Here is a 15,591-nt window from a genome sequence, read left to right on the forward strand (position 1 = left end):
TTGAAATTCCAATTAACACTAATATTCACTCTACTCTCACACTTTATTTTTGCACAACTTACTATATCTGGAGTTGTAAAAAATGAAGAAGGGAATCCTATATCAGGTGCTAATGTAATTATTTCATCAAGTACTTCGGATGAAACTTTAGCATACTTCATTACAAAAAATGATGGAAAATACACTTTAAAAATAGATAATCCATCGCACGAAACTTATGAAATAAAAGTTCGTGCGATGAATTATGCATTTATTTCAGATTTGGTAAACGAATCGTCTAATAATTTCGATTTTACTTTACAAGAAAAAGCAATTGAGTTGAAAGAAGTAAAACTAAAAGAATCTCCAATCCGAAAAAAAGGCGATACAATTGCGTATGATGTTAGTAATTTTAAAGATATCCAAGATCGTTCTATAGCAGATGTGATCAAAAAAATGCCTGGAATAGAAATAGAAGCTTCAGGTCGAATATTATATCAAGGCGAACCAATCAATAAATATTATATTGAAGGAATGGATTTGTTGGGAGGGAAATATGCTTTAGCAAACGAAAATCTTTCTGCTGATGCAGTGGATAAAGTGCAAATTTTAGAGAATCATCAACCGATCAAAATTTTAGATAGTTTGGTTTATAGCTCCAAAGCTGCATTAAATATCAAATTAAAAAGCAAAATTACCTATTCTGGTAAAGCAGAAGTTGGTCTTGGCGCTTCGCCATTATTGTATCAGGCGAATATTACACCAATGCTGTTTACAAAAAAGCAACAAATGATTGGTTCTTATCAAGGAAATAATCGAGGAAATGATGTTTCTCGACAATTAAGAACATTAAGTCTAGAAGATTTTTTAAATGACTCTGAAAAGTTTTCAAATGAAAGTTGGCTATCTATTGCTGGAGTACAAACACCCAATTTTGATAGCGAGCGTTGGCTGGATAATGCTATAAATATTGGTTCTTGGAATCATCTTTTCAAATTAAAAAAAGAGCTAGATTTACGTCTTAATTTGTCTTATCACAACGATTTTCAAAAGCGATTCGGAGAAACAACAACGCAATATTTTTTACCAACGGGCGATATATTTCTCAACGAAATCAAACAAAATTATTTGCAAATAGAAAGTCTTAATCTTAAAGCAACATTATCTCAAAATAGTTCGGAAAATTATCTTGAAAATGTTTTAGAATTTAAAGGTGATTGGAATAGCTCGAGAGGAAATCTCAATCAAAAAAATAATTTGATTAGACAGGGTTTGGTTCAACCAAATCGTCAATTTACCAATCAATTTAATGCAATTAAGAAGATTGGTAAACAATTAATTACACTAAAATCAAATATTTCGTACAAAAGTTACAGCGAAAATTTAAGTATTTCTCCTGGCGTTTTTACTGATTTTATAAATGAAGGAAATAATTATCAAAATGCTTTTCAACAAATTAATTTTGAGAAATTTTCGACCAATAATTTTGCTGAATTTTCAAGAGGAATAAAGGCTTTAACGCTACAATCAAAAATTGGAATTAAATATACCAATCATACAATGAAAAGTGATTTGTTAGCAGATGAACAACCGATAAATTCTACTTTTACCAACAATATACGCTGGTCGACTCTAAATCCGTATGTAGAAAATAATTTTTCGTACAGAAAGAATCGACTCAATTTTTCTTTTGGAATTCCTTTTCAGTGGTATAATTTAGAGAATAATTCTTTTGAAAATAAAACTTCATACAATCTTTTTTATATCAAACCAAAATTTAACCTCAGACTAGAATTCTCGAAATTCTGGAAAGTAACCACTTCGCATAATTTCAGCAATGATTTAGGAAGTTTAACACGCTTGCATAAAGGATTTATTTTGTATCGATACAATTCTATTCAACAAAATGATGGAGATTTTAACGAAGTAAAAAAATGGAATTCTGCTTTACGTTTCGAGTATAAAAATCCGATAAAATCGAGGTTTTTTAATTTTGGATATTCATACAATTGGACGGAAAATAACTTAATTTACAATTATAACTATAATGCAGATGCAAGTACAGTTTTAGAAGCTTTAAATTTAAAAAATCATCAAAAAACACATTCGGTTAATGCTAAAATAAGTCAATATTTTTCTAAAATTAAAACAACATTTAATTTAGCTGGAGGTTATAATATTGCGACATACGATCAATTATTAAATAATAGTTTAATTGAAATTAATAATACTATTTTAACTTCAAATTTTGACGCTTCTTTCAGATTATTAAGTTGGATGACGTTTGAGTATAAATATGGTGTAACCAATTATAAAAATAAATTGTCAGAAAACTCAAGATCACGATCAATTACGAATCAAATTCACCAAGTTGGATTACATTTTTTTCCAGCAGATCAACATTATGTAAAGCTTAATTTTGATTTGTATGTTAACGATGATACGAGATTAAATCCTAATTCTACTTTCGGGGATTTGATGTATCGTTATTCATTAAAAAAGAAAAAAATAGATTTCGAGTTGTCTGCTTACAATCTTTTTAATGAAAAATATTTCTCTCAAAATAGCTTTTCTTCCAATTACGAACAACGTTTTGTTTATCAACTTCGCCCAACACAATTTATGTTGACAACAAGATTTAATTTTTAACGATTTACAATAGAAAAAGCAGACCATTACAGCCTGCTTTTCTGGTAGTTTGAAGAGTTAGTAAACTCTAATTACTTGTAAAAAAATTATTGAACAAAAGTTTCGGCTTGTGCAAGAGCTTTATCAATTCCTGTAACATCTTTCCCGCCAGCTGTGGCCAAAAACGCTTGCCCGCCACCACTTCCTTGGATGTTTTTGGCAATTTCCCTTACAATTTGTCCGGCATTCAATTGTTTTTCTTCGACTAAATTTTTAGCAATAGAAATCGTAATCGATGGTTTCACAGCATCTTTTGTTGCTACCACCACAAATGCATTGTCCAACTCGTTGGTCAGATCAATTGCGTTCTGTTTGGCCGATTGCGTATTCAAATCAGTTTTTATAGCTAAAAATTGAATTCCATTGATGTTTTTTACTTGTTGTTTCCAATTTTCTTTTTCGGCTTTTGCTTGTTGAGCCACAAACTTTTCTACCTGTTTTTTTAGTTGTGCATTTTCATCCAACAATTGTTGTACAGCTTTTTTCGCATCACTTTTGGTTTTCAACGTATCCAAAACAGATTGGTAATTTTTTTCAGCTTCTTTTAACACATCAATTGCTGCATTCGATGTAATTGCTTCTATACGTCTAATTCCTGCCGCAGTAGATGACTCTGAGGTAATCTTGAAAAGTCGAATATCCGAAGTATTTTTCACATGTGTTCCTCCACATAATTCTACAGAAGATCCGAATTTTATCAACCGAACATAATCACCATATTTCTCACCAAACAAAGCCATCGCACCTTGAGAAACTGCTTCATCGAACGGAATATTTCTTTTTTCGTCTAACGGGATGGATGCAACAATTCTATCGTTTACTATTTTTTCTACTTCCGCTATTTCCTCTGTAGTCATCTTACCGAAATGAGAAAAATCGAAACGTAAATAATCTGGCCCCACATACGAGCCTTTTTGCTCAACATGTGTACCCAAAACAGTGCGTAATGCCTCGTGTAATAAATGAGTTGCCGAGTGGTTTTTTTGTGTTTCATTGCGGGTGATAGAATCAACTTCTGCCTGGAAAGTTGCCTCTATATTGCTTGGTAATTGCTCAACAAAATGAATGATAAGATTGTTTTCTTTTTTGGTATTGAGTACTTCTATCTGTTCATTTGCCGAAATCAATAAACCTGTATCGCCTATTTGTCCACCGCTTTCTGCATAAAATGGCGTTTTGTCTAGAACCAACTGATAAAACTCTCCTTTTTTGTTTTTCACTTTTCGGTAACGAGTAATCTGTACTTCTGTCGATAGTATATCATACCCAACAAATTCTTCGTTTGCATTTTCTCGTACAATAACCCAATCGTCTGTTTCTAGAGCGGTAGCTTTTTTAGAACGTGCTTTTTGTTTGCTCATTTCTACCTCAAATCCATCTTCATCAATGGTAAAGTTATGATCCTCTACCACGATACGTGATAAATCAGCAGGGAAACCATATGTATCATACAACTCAAACACAACATGACCTGGGACAACTTTTGTGTCCTGGTATTGATCAATGATTTGATTCAAACGATTCAATCCATGTTCGATGGTTCGTAAGAAAGAAGATTCTTCCTCTCGGATTACGCCCGTCACAATGCTTTCTTGTTTGATAAGTTCTGGGAAGAAATCTCCCATTTCATCTTTCAGGATAGGGAATAATAAGTAAATAAAAGGTTCTTTTAGGTTTAGGAAACGGTAACCATAAGAAATTGCTCGGCGCAAAATTCTACGAATTACATAGCCCGCTCCTGTGTTCGATGGTAGTTGCCCGTCTGCTATGGCAAAAGAAACTGCACGCAAATGGTCTACAACCACCCGAATAGCAATGTCGGTAATTTCGTTATCACCATAAGTGATGCCCGAAATTTTCTCTAATTTTTTTATCAACGGTCGGAAAACATCCGTGTCGTAATTAGATGTTTTACCCTGAAGAACCATAGCCAAACGCTCGAATCCCATACCGGTATCGATATGTTTAGCAGGTAGAGGTTCTAGACTTCCGTCTGCTCGTCGCTGATATTGCATGAAAACCAAGTTCCAAATCTCAATAACTTGCGGATGGTCTTGATTCACCAAAGATTTTCCGTCAACAGCCAAACGCTCTTCTTCTGGACGGATATCTACATGGATTTCTGAGCAAGGTCCGCATGGCCCCACATCGCCCATCTCCCAAAAATTATCTTTTTTATTTCCTAATAAAATTCTATCTTCTGCAATATGTTCTTTCCATAAATCAAGCGCTTCTTGATCGAGTTGAGTGCCGTCTTTTTCATCTCCTTCGAAAACCGTTACATAGATTTGGTCTTTGCCTATTCCGTACGTTCCGGTTAATAATTCCCAAGCCCAAGCAATTGCTTCTTTCTTAAAATAATCTCCAAAAGACCAATTTCCTAACATCTCGAACATGGTATGGTGATAGGTGTCTTTACCGACATCATCTAAATCGTTGTGTTTTCCAGAAACTCGTAAACATTTTTGGGTGTCAGCAATTCGGTTACTCTTTGGTGTAGCATTCCCAAGAAAATATTCTTTAAATTGTGCCATCCCAGAGTTATTGAACATTAAGGTAGGATCGTCTTTCAGTACAATTGGTGCAGAATCTACTATTAAATGATTGCGTTGTTGAAAAAAATTAAGAAATTCTTTTCTTATATCTTTGGATTTCATTTAGTTTATAATATTTTTATCGTTTGATTAACAAAGTATGTGCTAAAATAGTTCTTACTTTGCAATCGTTTTGACAAAGATAAAAACAAATTAGATAGAAATGGAAAATAATACTTTTAAGTTAGAACCGACCTTAAAAACCTCTACTATCGTACATTCCATCCTAAAGAAAACCAATAGAAATATCATTTTGGCAGTCTTTTTTCTTCTAGTAGCAATGCTATCTGGAAGCTTTACGGCTTACTTGATAGTGGAAAAAGATTCGGCTTCGACAGAAGAAACTCTATTAGTAAAACTAAAGCAAAACAAAAAAGACCTAAAATTACTGCAATCAGAATACAACAAATTATCTGCCAAAATGAAAGAAGCAGGAAAAATTTTGGCAACAATTGAAGAAAAAGATGCAAAAATCTACCGAAATGTTTACGGATTAGAGGAAATCCCCGAAGAAGTTCGGATGGCAGGTTTCGGAGGAACAGATCGGTATTCGGACTTACTAAGTTTGCCAAATGGTGAATATGTTGCCGAAACAGCAAAAAGTATGGATGTTTTAGTGAAACGCTTAGAATTTCAGGCAAAATCTTTGGCAGAGATAAAAGCTGCATCAAACGGGAAAGAGAAAGAGTTTGCTTCTATACCTGCTATTCAACCCATTGCCAATAAACACATGTCGAGAGTTGCATCTGGTTTTGGAATGCGTTTTCATCCTATCCTTAAAATCAAGAAAATGCACAAAGGCCTAGATTTTGCCGCTCCAACAGGAACTCCGATTTATGCAACAGCCGATGGGCGTGTCGAAAAGACTGGGTCTGAAAATGGTTATGGAAATATGGTGAAAATTAATCATGGAAATGGGTATGAGACCTTGTACGGTCATATGAGTAAAATAAAAGTAAAGCCTGGTCAACGTGTGAAAAGAGGAGAGATTATCGGTAATGTTGGCAATACAGGTATGTCTACTGGCTCTCATCTGCATTACGAAATTCATAAAAACGGTGAAGTTATCAATCCGCTGACCTATTTTTATAAAGATATAAGTCCAGATGAGTTTGTGAAATTGTATGAAGAATCACAAAAAATGTCAGTATCTTTGGATTAATGTTCGTCGATTTACCAGATAAATTATATTATTCGATAGGTGAAGTGTCGCGTGCTTTCAACGTAAACCCTTCACTTATACGCTTTTGGGAGAAAGAGTTCTCGATTATTCAGCCCAAGAAAAATAAAAAAGGAAACCGATTCTTTACACCAAAAGATATCGAAAATCTTCGTGTTATCTATCATTTGGTAAAAGAAAGAGGTTATACTTTAGAAGGTGCCAAAATTGCACTCGAAGAACAAAAAGGATTGGTAGAAGAAATAGAGGTTATTACTCGACTAGAAAACGTCAAAGCCGAACTTCTAAAAATAAAAGAAAGTTTAGATGATATGAACGACGAATAATCGTCGTTTTTTTATTCTCATAAAAGCAAATCAAAAAAACTTTCTTTAAAAAATCGTATATTGAAATCCCTAAAATAAAAAGCTAGCATGTATTTAATTTTTGATACAGAAACGACGGGTTTACCAAAAGATTGGAACGCTCCAATTACCGATTCTGACAACTGGCCAAGATGTATACAAATTGCCTGGCAGCTGCATGATGAACTCGGAAACCTAGTCGAGCATCAAGACTATTTAGTGAAACCAGACGGATTTGATATTCCGTACGATTCTGAAAGAATTCATGGTATTTCGACAGCTTTGGCTACTGAACAAGGAGTGCCTTTGGAGGAAGTTTTGGACAAATTTCAGAAAGCTTTAGCAAAAACTAAATTCATTGTTGGGCAGAATTTAGGGTTTGACATCAATATTATGGCTGCCGAATTCTACCGAAAAGGTGTAGAAAATAAGCTCGATCAACTTCCTGTTTTGGATACCTGTACCGAAACAACCGCAGAATTATTAAAACTACCTGGAGGACGAGGAGGGCGTTATAAGCTGCCAACCCTTACCGAATTGCATGAGTTTCTGTTCCAGGTTCCTTTTTCAGAGGCGCATAACGCAACTGCAGACGTAGAAGCAACAGCACGTTGTTTCTTCGAGCTCATCCGAACAGGGGTTTTTACATTACAAGATTTGCAAAAAGATGAAAATTATTTCACGCGTTTTCGCACAGCAAACCCTACCGAAATAGCCTCTATCGGTCTAAAGCATACGAATCTAAAAAAAGCTTCGGAAGCCATAGCTAAACGTTTGGCAAAAGAAGAGCCAGATGTGGTTTTGCCCGCAGTAACGGATGAGATTCTAGAAAAATTCGAGAATGCTCCCTTTTCTCATTTGCATAATCACACCCAGTTTTCTATCCTACAATCAACAATCACTATCAAAGACTTGGTAAAAGCTACTGCAAAACAAAACATGCCTGCTGTTGCCATCACGGATCACGGAAATATGATGGGAGCTTTTCATTTTGTAGATGCAGTATACGAACACAACCAGCAAGTAGAGGAAAAAAATAAAGAACTCGAAGCACAAGGTCTAGGACCCACAGAAAAGACTATAAAACCAATTGTTGGGGTAGAGTTTTTTGTGTGTGAAAATCATTTAGATAAAACCAAAAAAGATAATGGATATCAGATTGTTTTTTTAGCGAAAAATAAAGTAGGTTACCATAACTTAGCCAAAATGGCTTCGAAGGGGAATATCGACGGATTCTATTATGTGCCAAGGATAGACCGAGAAGTAATCAGACAACATAAGGAAGGGTTAATTGTACTTTCTGGAAACCTGCAGGGAGAAATCCCCAATAAAATTCTCAATATCGGAGAAAGACAAGCTGAAGAAGCATTAGAGTGGTGGAAAGAAGAGTTCGGAGACGATTTTTATATCGAACTAATGCGACATGGACAAGAAGATGAAGATCGGGTAAACCAGACACTCATTCAGTTTGCGATGAAACATAACGTGAAATTAATCGCAACCAATAATACATATTATATAGATAAAGAAGACTCTAATGCACATGATATTTTGTTGTGTGTGCGCGATGCCGAGAAACAATCTACGCCGATTGGGCGTGGTCGAGGCTTCCGTTTCGGGTTTCCGAATCAAGAATATTATTTCAAGTCGAGTGAAGAGATGAAAAATCTTTTCCGAGATATACCTCATGCCATCATAAACATCCAAGAAATTGTCGACAAAGTAGAAGAATATAAATTAAGAAGAGATGTATTACTACCTAAATTCACAATCCCAGAAGAATTTATCCATGCCGAAGATGAGCAAGATGGGGGAAAACGTGGAGAGAATGCATATCTTCGATTCTTAACATACGAAGGAGCAAAAAGACGATACGAAACCATAACGTCCGAAATTGAAGAGCGATTAGATTTCGAACTTACAACCATCGAGCGTACCGGTTATCCAGGGTATTTCCTTATTGTGCAGGATTTTATTGCGGCTGCAAGAGAAATGGGTGTTTCCGTTGGTCCAGGACGCGGTTCTGCAGCAGGTTCTGCTGTTGCTTATTGTTTAGGAATTACCAACTTAGACCCGATAGAATACGATTTGCTTTTCGAGCGTTTCCTTAATCCAGACCGAGTATCTATGCCCGATATTGATATTGATTTTGATGATGAAGGACGTAGTTTAGTGATGGATTATGTTATCAATAAATATGGAGCCAATCAAGTAGCACAAATTATTACATATGGTACAATGGCAGCCAAGTCATCTATTCGAGATACTGCACGTGTACTCGATTTGCCACTGTATGAGGCTGATAAAATCGCAAAACTGATTCCGAATATGAAACTGTCTAAGATTTTTCAATTAGACGAGAAAGTTCTTAGAAACGAATTACGCCCAGAAGATTTAGAGAATGTTTTAGAACTAAAACGTTTATCAGACGGAAATGATCTCACAGCGCAAACCATTCAGCAAGCTCAGATTTTAGAGGGGTCTGTAAGAAACACAGGTGTGCATGCCTGTGGAGTAATAATTACACCCGATGATATTACGAATTTTGTCCCAGTTACAACCGCTAAAGATTCTGATTTATATCTCACTCAGTTCGACAACTCGGTAGCAGAATTTGCAGGTTTACTGAAGATGGATTTTTTAGGGTTGAAAACACTGACTCTTATTAAAGACACGATAAAACTGGTGAAACTTCGACATGATATAGATATCGACCCAGATCAGATTCCGATTGATGACAATAAAACATACGAACTTTTCCAAAGAGGAGAAACCATTGGGATTTTCCAATACGAATCACCTGGAATGCAAAAACATATGCGAGATCTTAAGCCAACTGTTTTTGCCGATCTTATTGCCATGAATGCCTTGTACCGTCCCGGACCGATGGAATACATTCCGTCTTTTATTCGACGAAAAGCGGGTATAGAGGAAATTACCTACGACTTAGATGCTTGCGAAGAATATCTTAGTGAAACCTACGGTATCACAGTCTATCAAGAGCAAGTAATGTTGCTATCGCAAAAGTTAGCCGATTTCTCTAAAGGTGATGCCGACGTGTTGCGTAAAGCGATGGGGAAAAAGCAAAAAGCAGTTCTCGATAAGATGAAACCAAAGTTCATAGAACAAGCTGCTGCCAAAGGACACGACCCTAAGATACTAGAAAAAATATGGACAGACTGGGAAGCCTTTGCTTCCTACGCCTTCAATAAATCTCACTCGACTTGCTATGCGTGGATTGCCTACCAAACGGCTTATCTCAAAGCACATTACCCAGCAGAATATATGGCTGCGGTTTTATCAAACAACATGAACGATATAAAACAAGTTACGTTTTTTATGGAGGAGTGTAAGCGAATGGGGATAAAGGTATTAAACCCTGATGTGAATGAATCGATTTCTAAATTTAACGTAAACGAAAATAACGCAATACGTTTTGGGATGGAAGCTGTAAAAGGAGTAGGTTCTGCAGCCGTAAAAGCAATTATTGCCGAAAGAGAAAAAAACGGTGATTTTAGCTCTATTTTCGATTTTGTAAAACGTGTAGATCTTCGAGTTGTAAACAAAAAAACTATCGAAAATCTAATTCTTGCAGGCGCATTTGATCAGTTTGGTTTTCATCGTGGACGCTACTTTTACCAAGAAGATGGAACAACAAATCTCGAGAAGATTATCAAATACGGCGGCAATTATCAAGCCCAAAAAAATAGCGCTCAGACATCGTTGTTCGGTGGATTAGACGGTACTGTTGAAGATATTGTGCCACAATTACCCGATTGTGATAAATGGAGTATTGTGCAAGAATTATATAAAGAAAAAGAGGTAATCGGAATGTTTATCTCTTCACATCCGCTAGATGAATACAAAGACGAAATAAAATTAATTTCTAATATGACACTTGGCCAACTTATTGGGCGAGAAGGAGAGGTTTCGGGTAGAGAATTATCCATGTGCGGAATAATGAGTAATGTTATGCATCGAATAAGTAAAAATGGAAAAGAATACGGTAGCTTTACTTTTAGTGATTATTCCGATTCATACGATTTTATGATTTTTGGAGAGGACTATCTCAAGTTTAAATATTTTTTCAATGAGAATATATTCTTGAATATTCGTGTAATTTTCGAAAAGAAAGTGTACAAAGACCGCGACGGAAATATTACTGGAGAAAAAATGTTTACCAAGATTACGAAAATGCAGTTATTGAGTGATATCCTCGAGTCGAGTACCAGTAGTTTAAGAATCAATATAGATTTAGAAGATCTCAACGATCACTTGGTAGAGCGATTATTGGATATGGTGGTTCGCTACCAGGGAAGCAAAAAATTAGAATTCAAGATAGTTGATAATCAAGAAAAAATACGACTCGAAATACCGTCGGATAAATACAAAGTCAATATTTGTCGAGAGCTTTTAGATGAAATCAAGCTTATTCAAGAATTAAAAATAAATTTAAGCTAAACTATTGCATCATTAGTATAATCGATAAAAATACACAATCAGTATAAATTTTTTTTCTTAGTTTTGTTAAACAACATATTAGAAAAACAAAAAAATAAAAAATTATGGCATTAGATGTAACAGACGCAAGTTTCGATAAAGAAATCATCAATTCGGGCAAACCAGCAATGGTAGATTTTTGGGCTGTATGGTGCGGACCATGTCGTATGGTAGGGCCAATAGTTGAAGAAATTGCAGGAGAATACAGCGAGAAAGCAGTGGTTGCGAAAGTCGATGTAGATAACAATCAAGAGGTTGCTGCAAAATACGGAATCAGAAACATCCCAACAATTCTATACTTCAAAAACGGAGAAGTTGTAGATAAAGTAGTAGGTGTTGCTCCAAAAGAGCAATTAATAGAAAAATTAGAAGCTTTGATGTAATCAATTAACTTATTGATTATTAAAATGATATAAAAACTCGGTTGAAAAACTGAGTTTTTTTTCAATTTTATTTTAGGAAGTATCAAAAAAACCGTGTATATTTGCAATCCGAAACTGATACACTGATCCGGTAGTTCAGTTGGTTAGAATACCTGCCTGTCACGCAGGTGGTCGCGGGTTCGAGTCCCGTCCGGATCGCAAAAGTTCTCTCACATTAATAATTATTTATAAAAACTGATCCGGTAGTTCAGTTGGTTAGAATACCTGCCTGTCACGCAGGTGGTCGCGGGTTCGAGTCCCGTCCGGATCGCAGAAGCTTTACCTAGGGGTAAGGCTTTTTTTATTTCTACACATTTCATACAACTATACGATGCAGATTTTGTATTTGGCTTCGGCAATTATTACCAACCCGCAGAATGATTTTCTAATCGTACGGAAGAAAAAATCCTCTTATTTTCAGATGGTAGGAGGCAAGATAGAAGGAGATGAACAGCCTATCGAAGCGCTAATTCGAGAATGCAAAGAAGAAATACAAGTAGATATTTCTACCTATCCTATAGAATTATTGGGCGAGCACTGTACAAAAGCTGTAAACGAACAAGAAACTTTGGTGAAAGCTACAATATTTCATGTAGCGATACCTCATCATGTTGCTATACAATGTGCCAAAGAAATAGCCGAATTTGCCTGGATGAGCAAAACATCTTACCAGAATTATCAATTAGCACATTTGCTTTGTGAATTCAGTTTACCGTGGTGGAAAGCTAACGAAATCTAATAAAACATCTTTTTATAGACGACGCGCTATGTCGTTATGATAATTTATCTTTGTCAACAAGAAAGTAGAAAAAGAAATAAACTTTTATCGAAATTAATTCATTATTTTTACATAACATAAAAGTGAAGAGATGAAAATGTTAGAAAAAGGAGATAAAGCACCCGAATTCAGTGGAGTAGATCAAAACGGAAAGCTGGTGAGCTCGATCGACTATCAAGGTAAGAAAATAGTTGTGTTTTTCTACCCCAAAGCAAGTACACCAGGTTGTACAGCAGAAGCTTGTAATTTGCGAGACAACGAAGCTGCTTTGGCTGCCAAAGGGTACTCGATTATTGGGGTAAGTGCAGATTCGGTAGAAAGACAAAAGAAATTTGCAGAAAAATATTCTTTACCCTTTCCACTTTTGGCAGATGAAGATCATACCATTCTCAACGCTTTTGGAGTTTGGGGACCGAAAAAATTTATGGGGCGCGAATATGATGGAATTCATCGAACTACTTTTTTGATAAATGAAGAAGGAATAATCGATGAGGTAATCAGCAAGGTGAAAACCAAAGAACATGCAAAACAAATTTTAGAAAACTAAATAAGAAATAATGAGTGATTCAGATAATAAAAAGAAAGCATTACAACTTGTTCTCGATAAGATGGACAAGGCATACGGTAAAGGAACTGTAATGCGAATGGGCGACTCTGCCATAGACGATAAAATAGAAGTAATACCTTCGGGATCATTAGGCTTAGATATAGCCTTAGGAGTAGGAGGTTATCCTCGCGGCCGTGTAATAGAAATCTACGGACCAGAATCTTCTGGTAAAACTACTCTTACACTTCATGCTATTGCCGAAGCTCAAAAGCAGGGAGGTATTGCAGCATTTATTGATGCCGAACATGCTTTTGATCGCTATTATGCAGAAAAATTAGGAGTTAATATAGAAGAGCTAATTGTCTCTCAGCCCGATAATGGTGAGCAAGCTCTAGAGATTGCAGATAATCTTATCCGTTCGGGGGCAATCGATATAATTGTAATCGACTCGGTAGCTGCCTTGACTCCGAAAGCGGAAATCGAAGGAGAAATGGGAGATTCTCGTATGGGATTACAAGCTCGTTTGATGTCGCAGGCATTACGTAAATTGACTGCCACAATCAATAAAACAAAATGTACAGCAATCTTCATTAATCAGTTAAGAGAGAAAATTGGGGTGATGTTTGGTAATCCAGAGACAACCACCGGAGGAAATGCATTGAAGTTTTATGCTTCTGTTCGATTAGATATCCGTCGCTCTACACAAATAAAAAACGGAGACGAAGTTATTGGAAACCATACAAAAGTAAAAGTCGTAAAAAACAAAGTAGCTCCACCTTTCCGTCAGGCAGAATTCGATATTATGTATGGCGAAGGAATCTCGAAAGTTGGTGAAATACTCGATTTAGCAGTGGAAAAAGGCATTGTGCAAAAATCGGGTTCGTGGTACTCGTATAATGAAAGTAAACTAGGACAAGGGCGTGATGCTGTAAAAGAAGTTCTGAGAGATAATCCGGAGTTGTCAGAAGAAATCGAAGAGAAAATATTAGAAGTTATTCGTGAAGAATAAATTATAATAAGGTTTTTTCTAGTTATTAATGATAAAATCCGAAGTAAAAACTTCGGATTTTTTTGTGTCATTTTCTTAGAGTTTTCTATAGAAATTACTCCAGTAAAAGATGCTCGTTATACCCGAACATTCCACGTTCTTTAATCAATTCAACTACACTTTTTGGACATTCTTTTTCCCAACCACTTTCGTTATTAGAAATTTTTCTCAGGATATCTCGTGAATAGGTATTCAGATAATCTTCGTTGTATTCGGTAATGTCTTCAATTTTATCATTATACAAGAAAAACTTATACAATTCGTGTAGATTTTTCTCTACTTTCAGGTTTTTAGAGTTCAACAAAAGGTTGTCTTTTTTATCTAAATAAGGGTAGAGGAAAATCTTCATTTGTTTTTTAAAAAGTTTACCGAAAGCTTCCATTATTCCACCCGGAAGATTGGTATAATAATTCTCTTTGAAGATTTCTAATAAATTGTTTACACCCATTGCCAAACCAATTTTAGTCTGATTTCGGGTGAATTTCGAAAAATAATCAACCAGTTTATAATACTCAGAAAAATTAGAAATAATTACATTAAATCCTAAGCTACCAATGATATCTGCCCGATCGAGGAAATCTCTTTCATCCAGCTCACCTTGTAAGCCCGATGCAATTAAGTTGCTCAGGGTGATCTCGAATAGGATTTCGGTATTGTTATCCGTAACGCCTTCGGTTTGCCTAAACTGGCTCAATCCACCCTGAAACATGTCCATATTCACATTCATAACCGGGCGGAAAGATCCGCGAACGGCATAAATATTTTTTTTGTATAACAAATCTGCCGGCAGTATATTTTTACCTTCAGGGTTGAAAATCGCAACATCGGTAAAGCCATTTTTCACCAATTGCAAACTCATCAAACGGTTATCTACATACTTGAAATGCGGCCCTCGAAAATTGATCATATCAATTTCTAGCTGATCTTTATCGAGCGAATCATATAGAGATTTTATCAATTCTCTTGGGTTTTCGTATAGATAATATGCGCCATAGATGAGATTTACCCCCAAAATTCCCAAAGTTTCTTGTTGTAACTTTGCAGAGTTTTCTTTGAATTTTACGTGTACTACAATTTCGTCGGCTTCTTTGTCTTCTACATTTAGTTTAAAACGAATTCCGACCCAACCATGTCCTTCATTTTTTTTAGAATAATCTATCGTAGTTACGGTATTTGCATAAGCAAAAAAACATTTTTCTTGATGATGTTCTTTGTTTAATCTCTCCATCATCAAAACCATTTCATGATCGAGCATTTTTTTTAGTCGCTTTTGCGTTACGTAGCGGTTATCGCTTTCTGCACCATAAATCGCATCAGAGAAATCCTTGTCATAGGCGCTCATTGCCTTGGCAAGTGTGCCAGAAGCTGCACCAGCACGATAGAAAAAACGAACTGTTTCTTGTCCTGCTCCAATTTCGGCGAAAGAGCCGTAAATCTTTGGGTTGAGGTTAATGATAAGTGCCTTTTGTTTTGGAGTTAATACTTGTTGAATCGACATAATTTTGCAGAAA

General features: G+C 35.7%; 10 protein-coding genes and 2 tRNA genes. 10 read left to right on the top strand and 2 right to left on the bottom strand.

Going from position 1 to position 15,591, the window contains the following annotated elements:
• Positions 1-2,628 carry a carboxypeptidase regulatory-like domain-containing protein gene (locus WEEVI_RS06835; RefSeq protein WP_013598421.1) on the top strand — a complete coding sequence of 876 codons (2,628 nt, stop codon included), beginning with the start codon at positions 1-3 and terminating at the stop codon, positions 2,626-2,628.
• 86 nt (positions 2,629-2,714) lie between these two features.
• Here the strand turns inward: WEEVI_RS06835 and alaS are convergent, their stop codons facing one another.
• The gene (alaS, locus tag WEEVI_RS06840) at positions 2,715-5,324 is read right to left on the bottom strand and encodes an alanine--tRNA ligase (protein ID WP_013598422.1); all 2,610 of its coding nucleotides are present in this window, start codon (positions 5,322-5,324) and stop codon (positions 2,715-2,717) included.
• Positions 5,325-5,424: 100 nt separating this feature from the next.
• Here alaS and WEEVI_RS06845 point away from each other — a divergent pair, with 100 nt between their 5' ends.
• From WEEVI_RS06845 to recA, 9 genes are all read left to right on the top strand, one after another.
• Positions 5,425-6,423: a M23 family metallopeptidase gene (locus WEEVI_RS06845; protein ID WP_013598423.1), complete on the top strand. Its 999-nt coding sequence runs from the start codon at positions 5,425-5,427 to the stop codon at positions 6,421-6,423.
• Positions 6,423-6,767, top strand: a complete 345-nt coding sequence (locus WEEVI_RS06850; RefSeq protein WP_013598424.1) for a MerR family transcriptional regulator — start codon at positions 6,423-6,425, stop codon at positions 6,765-6,767. The genes WEEVI_RS06845 and WEEVI_RS06850 overlap by 1 nt, the downstream gene beginning before the upstream one ends.
• A gap of 87 nt (positions 6,768-6,854) precedes the next feature.
• Positions 6,855-11,246, top strand: a complete 4,392-nt coding sequence (gene dnaE / locus WEEVI_RS06855) for a DNA polymerase III subunit alpha (RefSeq protein WP_013598425.1) — start codon at positions 6,855-6,857, stop codon at positions 11,244-11,246.
• Between the two features lie 104 nt (positions 11,247-11,350).
• Positions 11,351-11,668, top strand: a complete 318-nt coding sequence (gene trxA / locus WEEVI_RS06860) for a thioredoxin (RefSeq protein WP_013598426.1) — start codon at positions 11,351-11,353, stop codon at positions 11,666-11,668.
• Between the two features lie 124 nt (positions 11,669-11,792).
• Positions 11,793-11,866: transfer RNA gene (locus WEEVI_RS06865), tRNA-Asp, on the top strand.
• Between the two features lie 38 nt (positions 11,867-11,904).
• Positions 11,905-11,978: transfer RNA gene (locus WEEVI_RS06870), tRNA-Asp, on the top strand.
• Between the two features lie 60 nt (positions 11,979-12,038).
• Positions 12,039-12,446: an NUDIX hydrolase gene (locus WEEVI_RS06875; protein ID WP_013598427.1), complete on the top strand. Its 408-nt coding sequence runs from the start codon at positions 12,039-12,041 to the stop codon at positions 12,444-12,446.
• 130 nt (positions 12,447-12,576) lie between these two features.
• Positions 12,577-13,032 (top strand): thioredoxin-dependent thiol peroxidase, encoded by a 456-nt coding sequence (gene bcp / locus WEEVI_RS06880; RefSeq protein ID WP_013598428.1) that lies wholly within the window; start codon positions 12,577-12,579, stop codon positions 13,030-13,032.
• Positions 13,033-13,042: 10 nt separating this feature from the next.
• Entirely contained in the window at positions 13,043-14,041 is a 999-nt protein-coding gene (gene recA / locus WEEVI_RS06885) for a recombinase RecA (RefSeq protein WP_013598429.1), read from the top strand.
• Positions 14,042-14,135: 94 nt separating this feature from the next.
• Here recA and WEEVI_RS06890 read toward each other — a convergent pair whose 3' ends face one another.
• Positions 14,136-15,578: a hypothetical protein gene (locus tag WEEVI_RS06890; RefSeq protein ID WP_041942306.1), complete on the bottom strand. Its 1,443-nt coding sequence runs from the start codon at positions 15,576-15,578 to the stop codon at positions 14,136-14,138.
• Positions 15,579-15,591 lie beyond the last annotated feature (13 nt).

Source organism: Weeksella virosa DSM 16922, from assembly GCF_000189415.1.
Taxonomy (GTDB): Bacteria; Bacteroidota; Bacteroidia; order Flavobacteriales; family Weeksellaceae; genus Weeksella; species Weeksella virosa.

Coding starts and splice junctions, on each gene's coding strand:
- alaS (WP_013598422.1), bottom strand. CDS start 5,324: ATGAAATCCAAAGATATAAGAAAAGAATTTCTTAATTTTTTTCAACAA.
- WEEVI_RS06845 (WP_013598423.1), top strand. CDS start 5,425: ATGGAAAATAATACTTTTAAGTTAGAACCGACCTTAAAAACCTCTACT.
- WEEVI_RS06850 (WP_013598424.1), top strand. CDS start 6,423: ATGTTCGTCGATTTACCAGATAAATTATATTATTCGATAGGTGAAGTG.
- dnaE (WP_013598425.1), top strand. CDS start 6,855: ATGTATTTAATTTTTGATACAGAAACGACGGGTTTACCAAAAGATTGG.
- trxA (WP_013598426.1), top strand. CDS start 11,351: ATGGCATTAGATGTAACAGACGCAAGTTTCGATAAAGAAATCATCAAT.
- WEEVI_RS06875 (WP_013598427.1), top strand. CDS start 12,039: ATGCAGATTTTGTATTTGGCTTCGGCAATTATTACCAACCCGCAGAAT.
- bcp (WP_013598428.1), top strand. CDS start 12,577: ATGAAAATGTTAGAAAAAGGAGATAAAGCACCCGAATTCAGTGGAGTA.
- recA (WP_013598429.1), top strand. CDS start 13,043: ATGAGTGATTCAGATAATAAAAAGAAAGCATTACAACTTGTTCTCGAT.
- WEEVI_RS06890 (WP_041942306.1), bottom strand. CDS start 15,578: ATGTCGATTCAACAAGTATTAACTCCAAAACAAAAGGCACTTATCATT.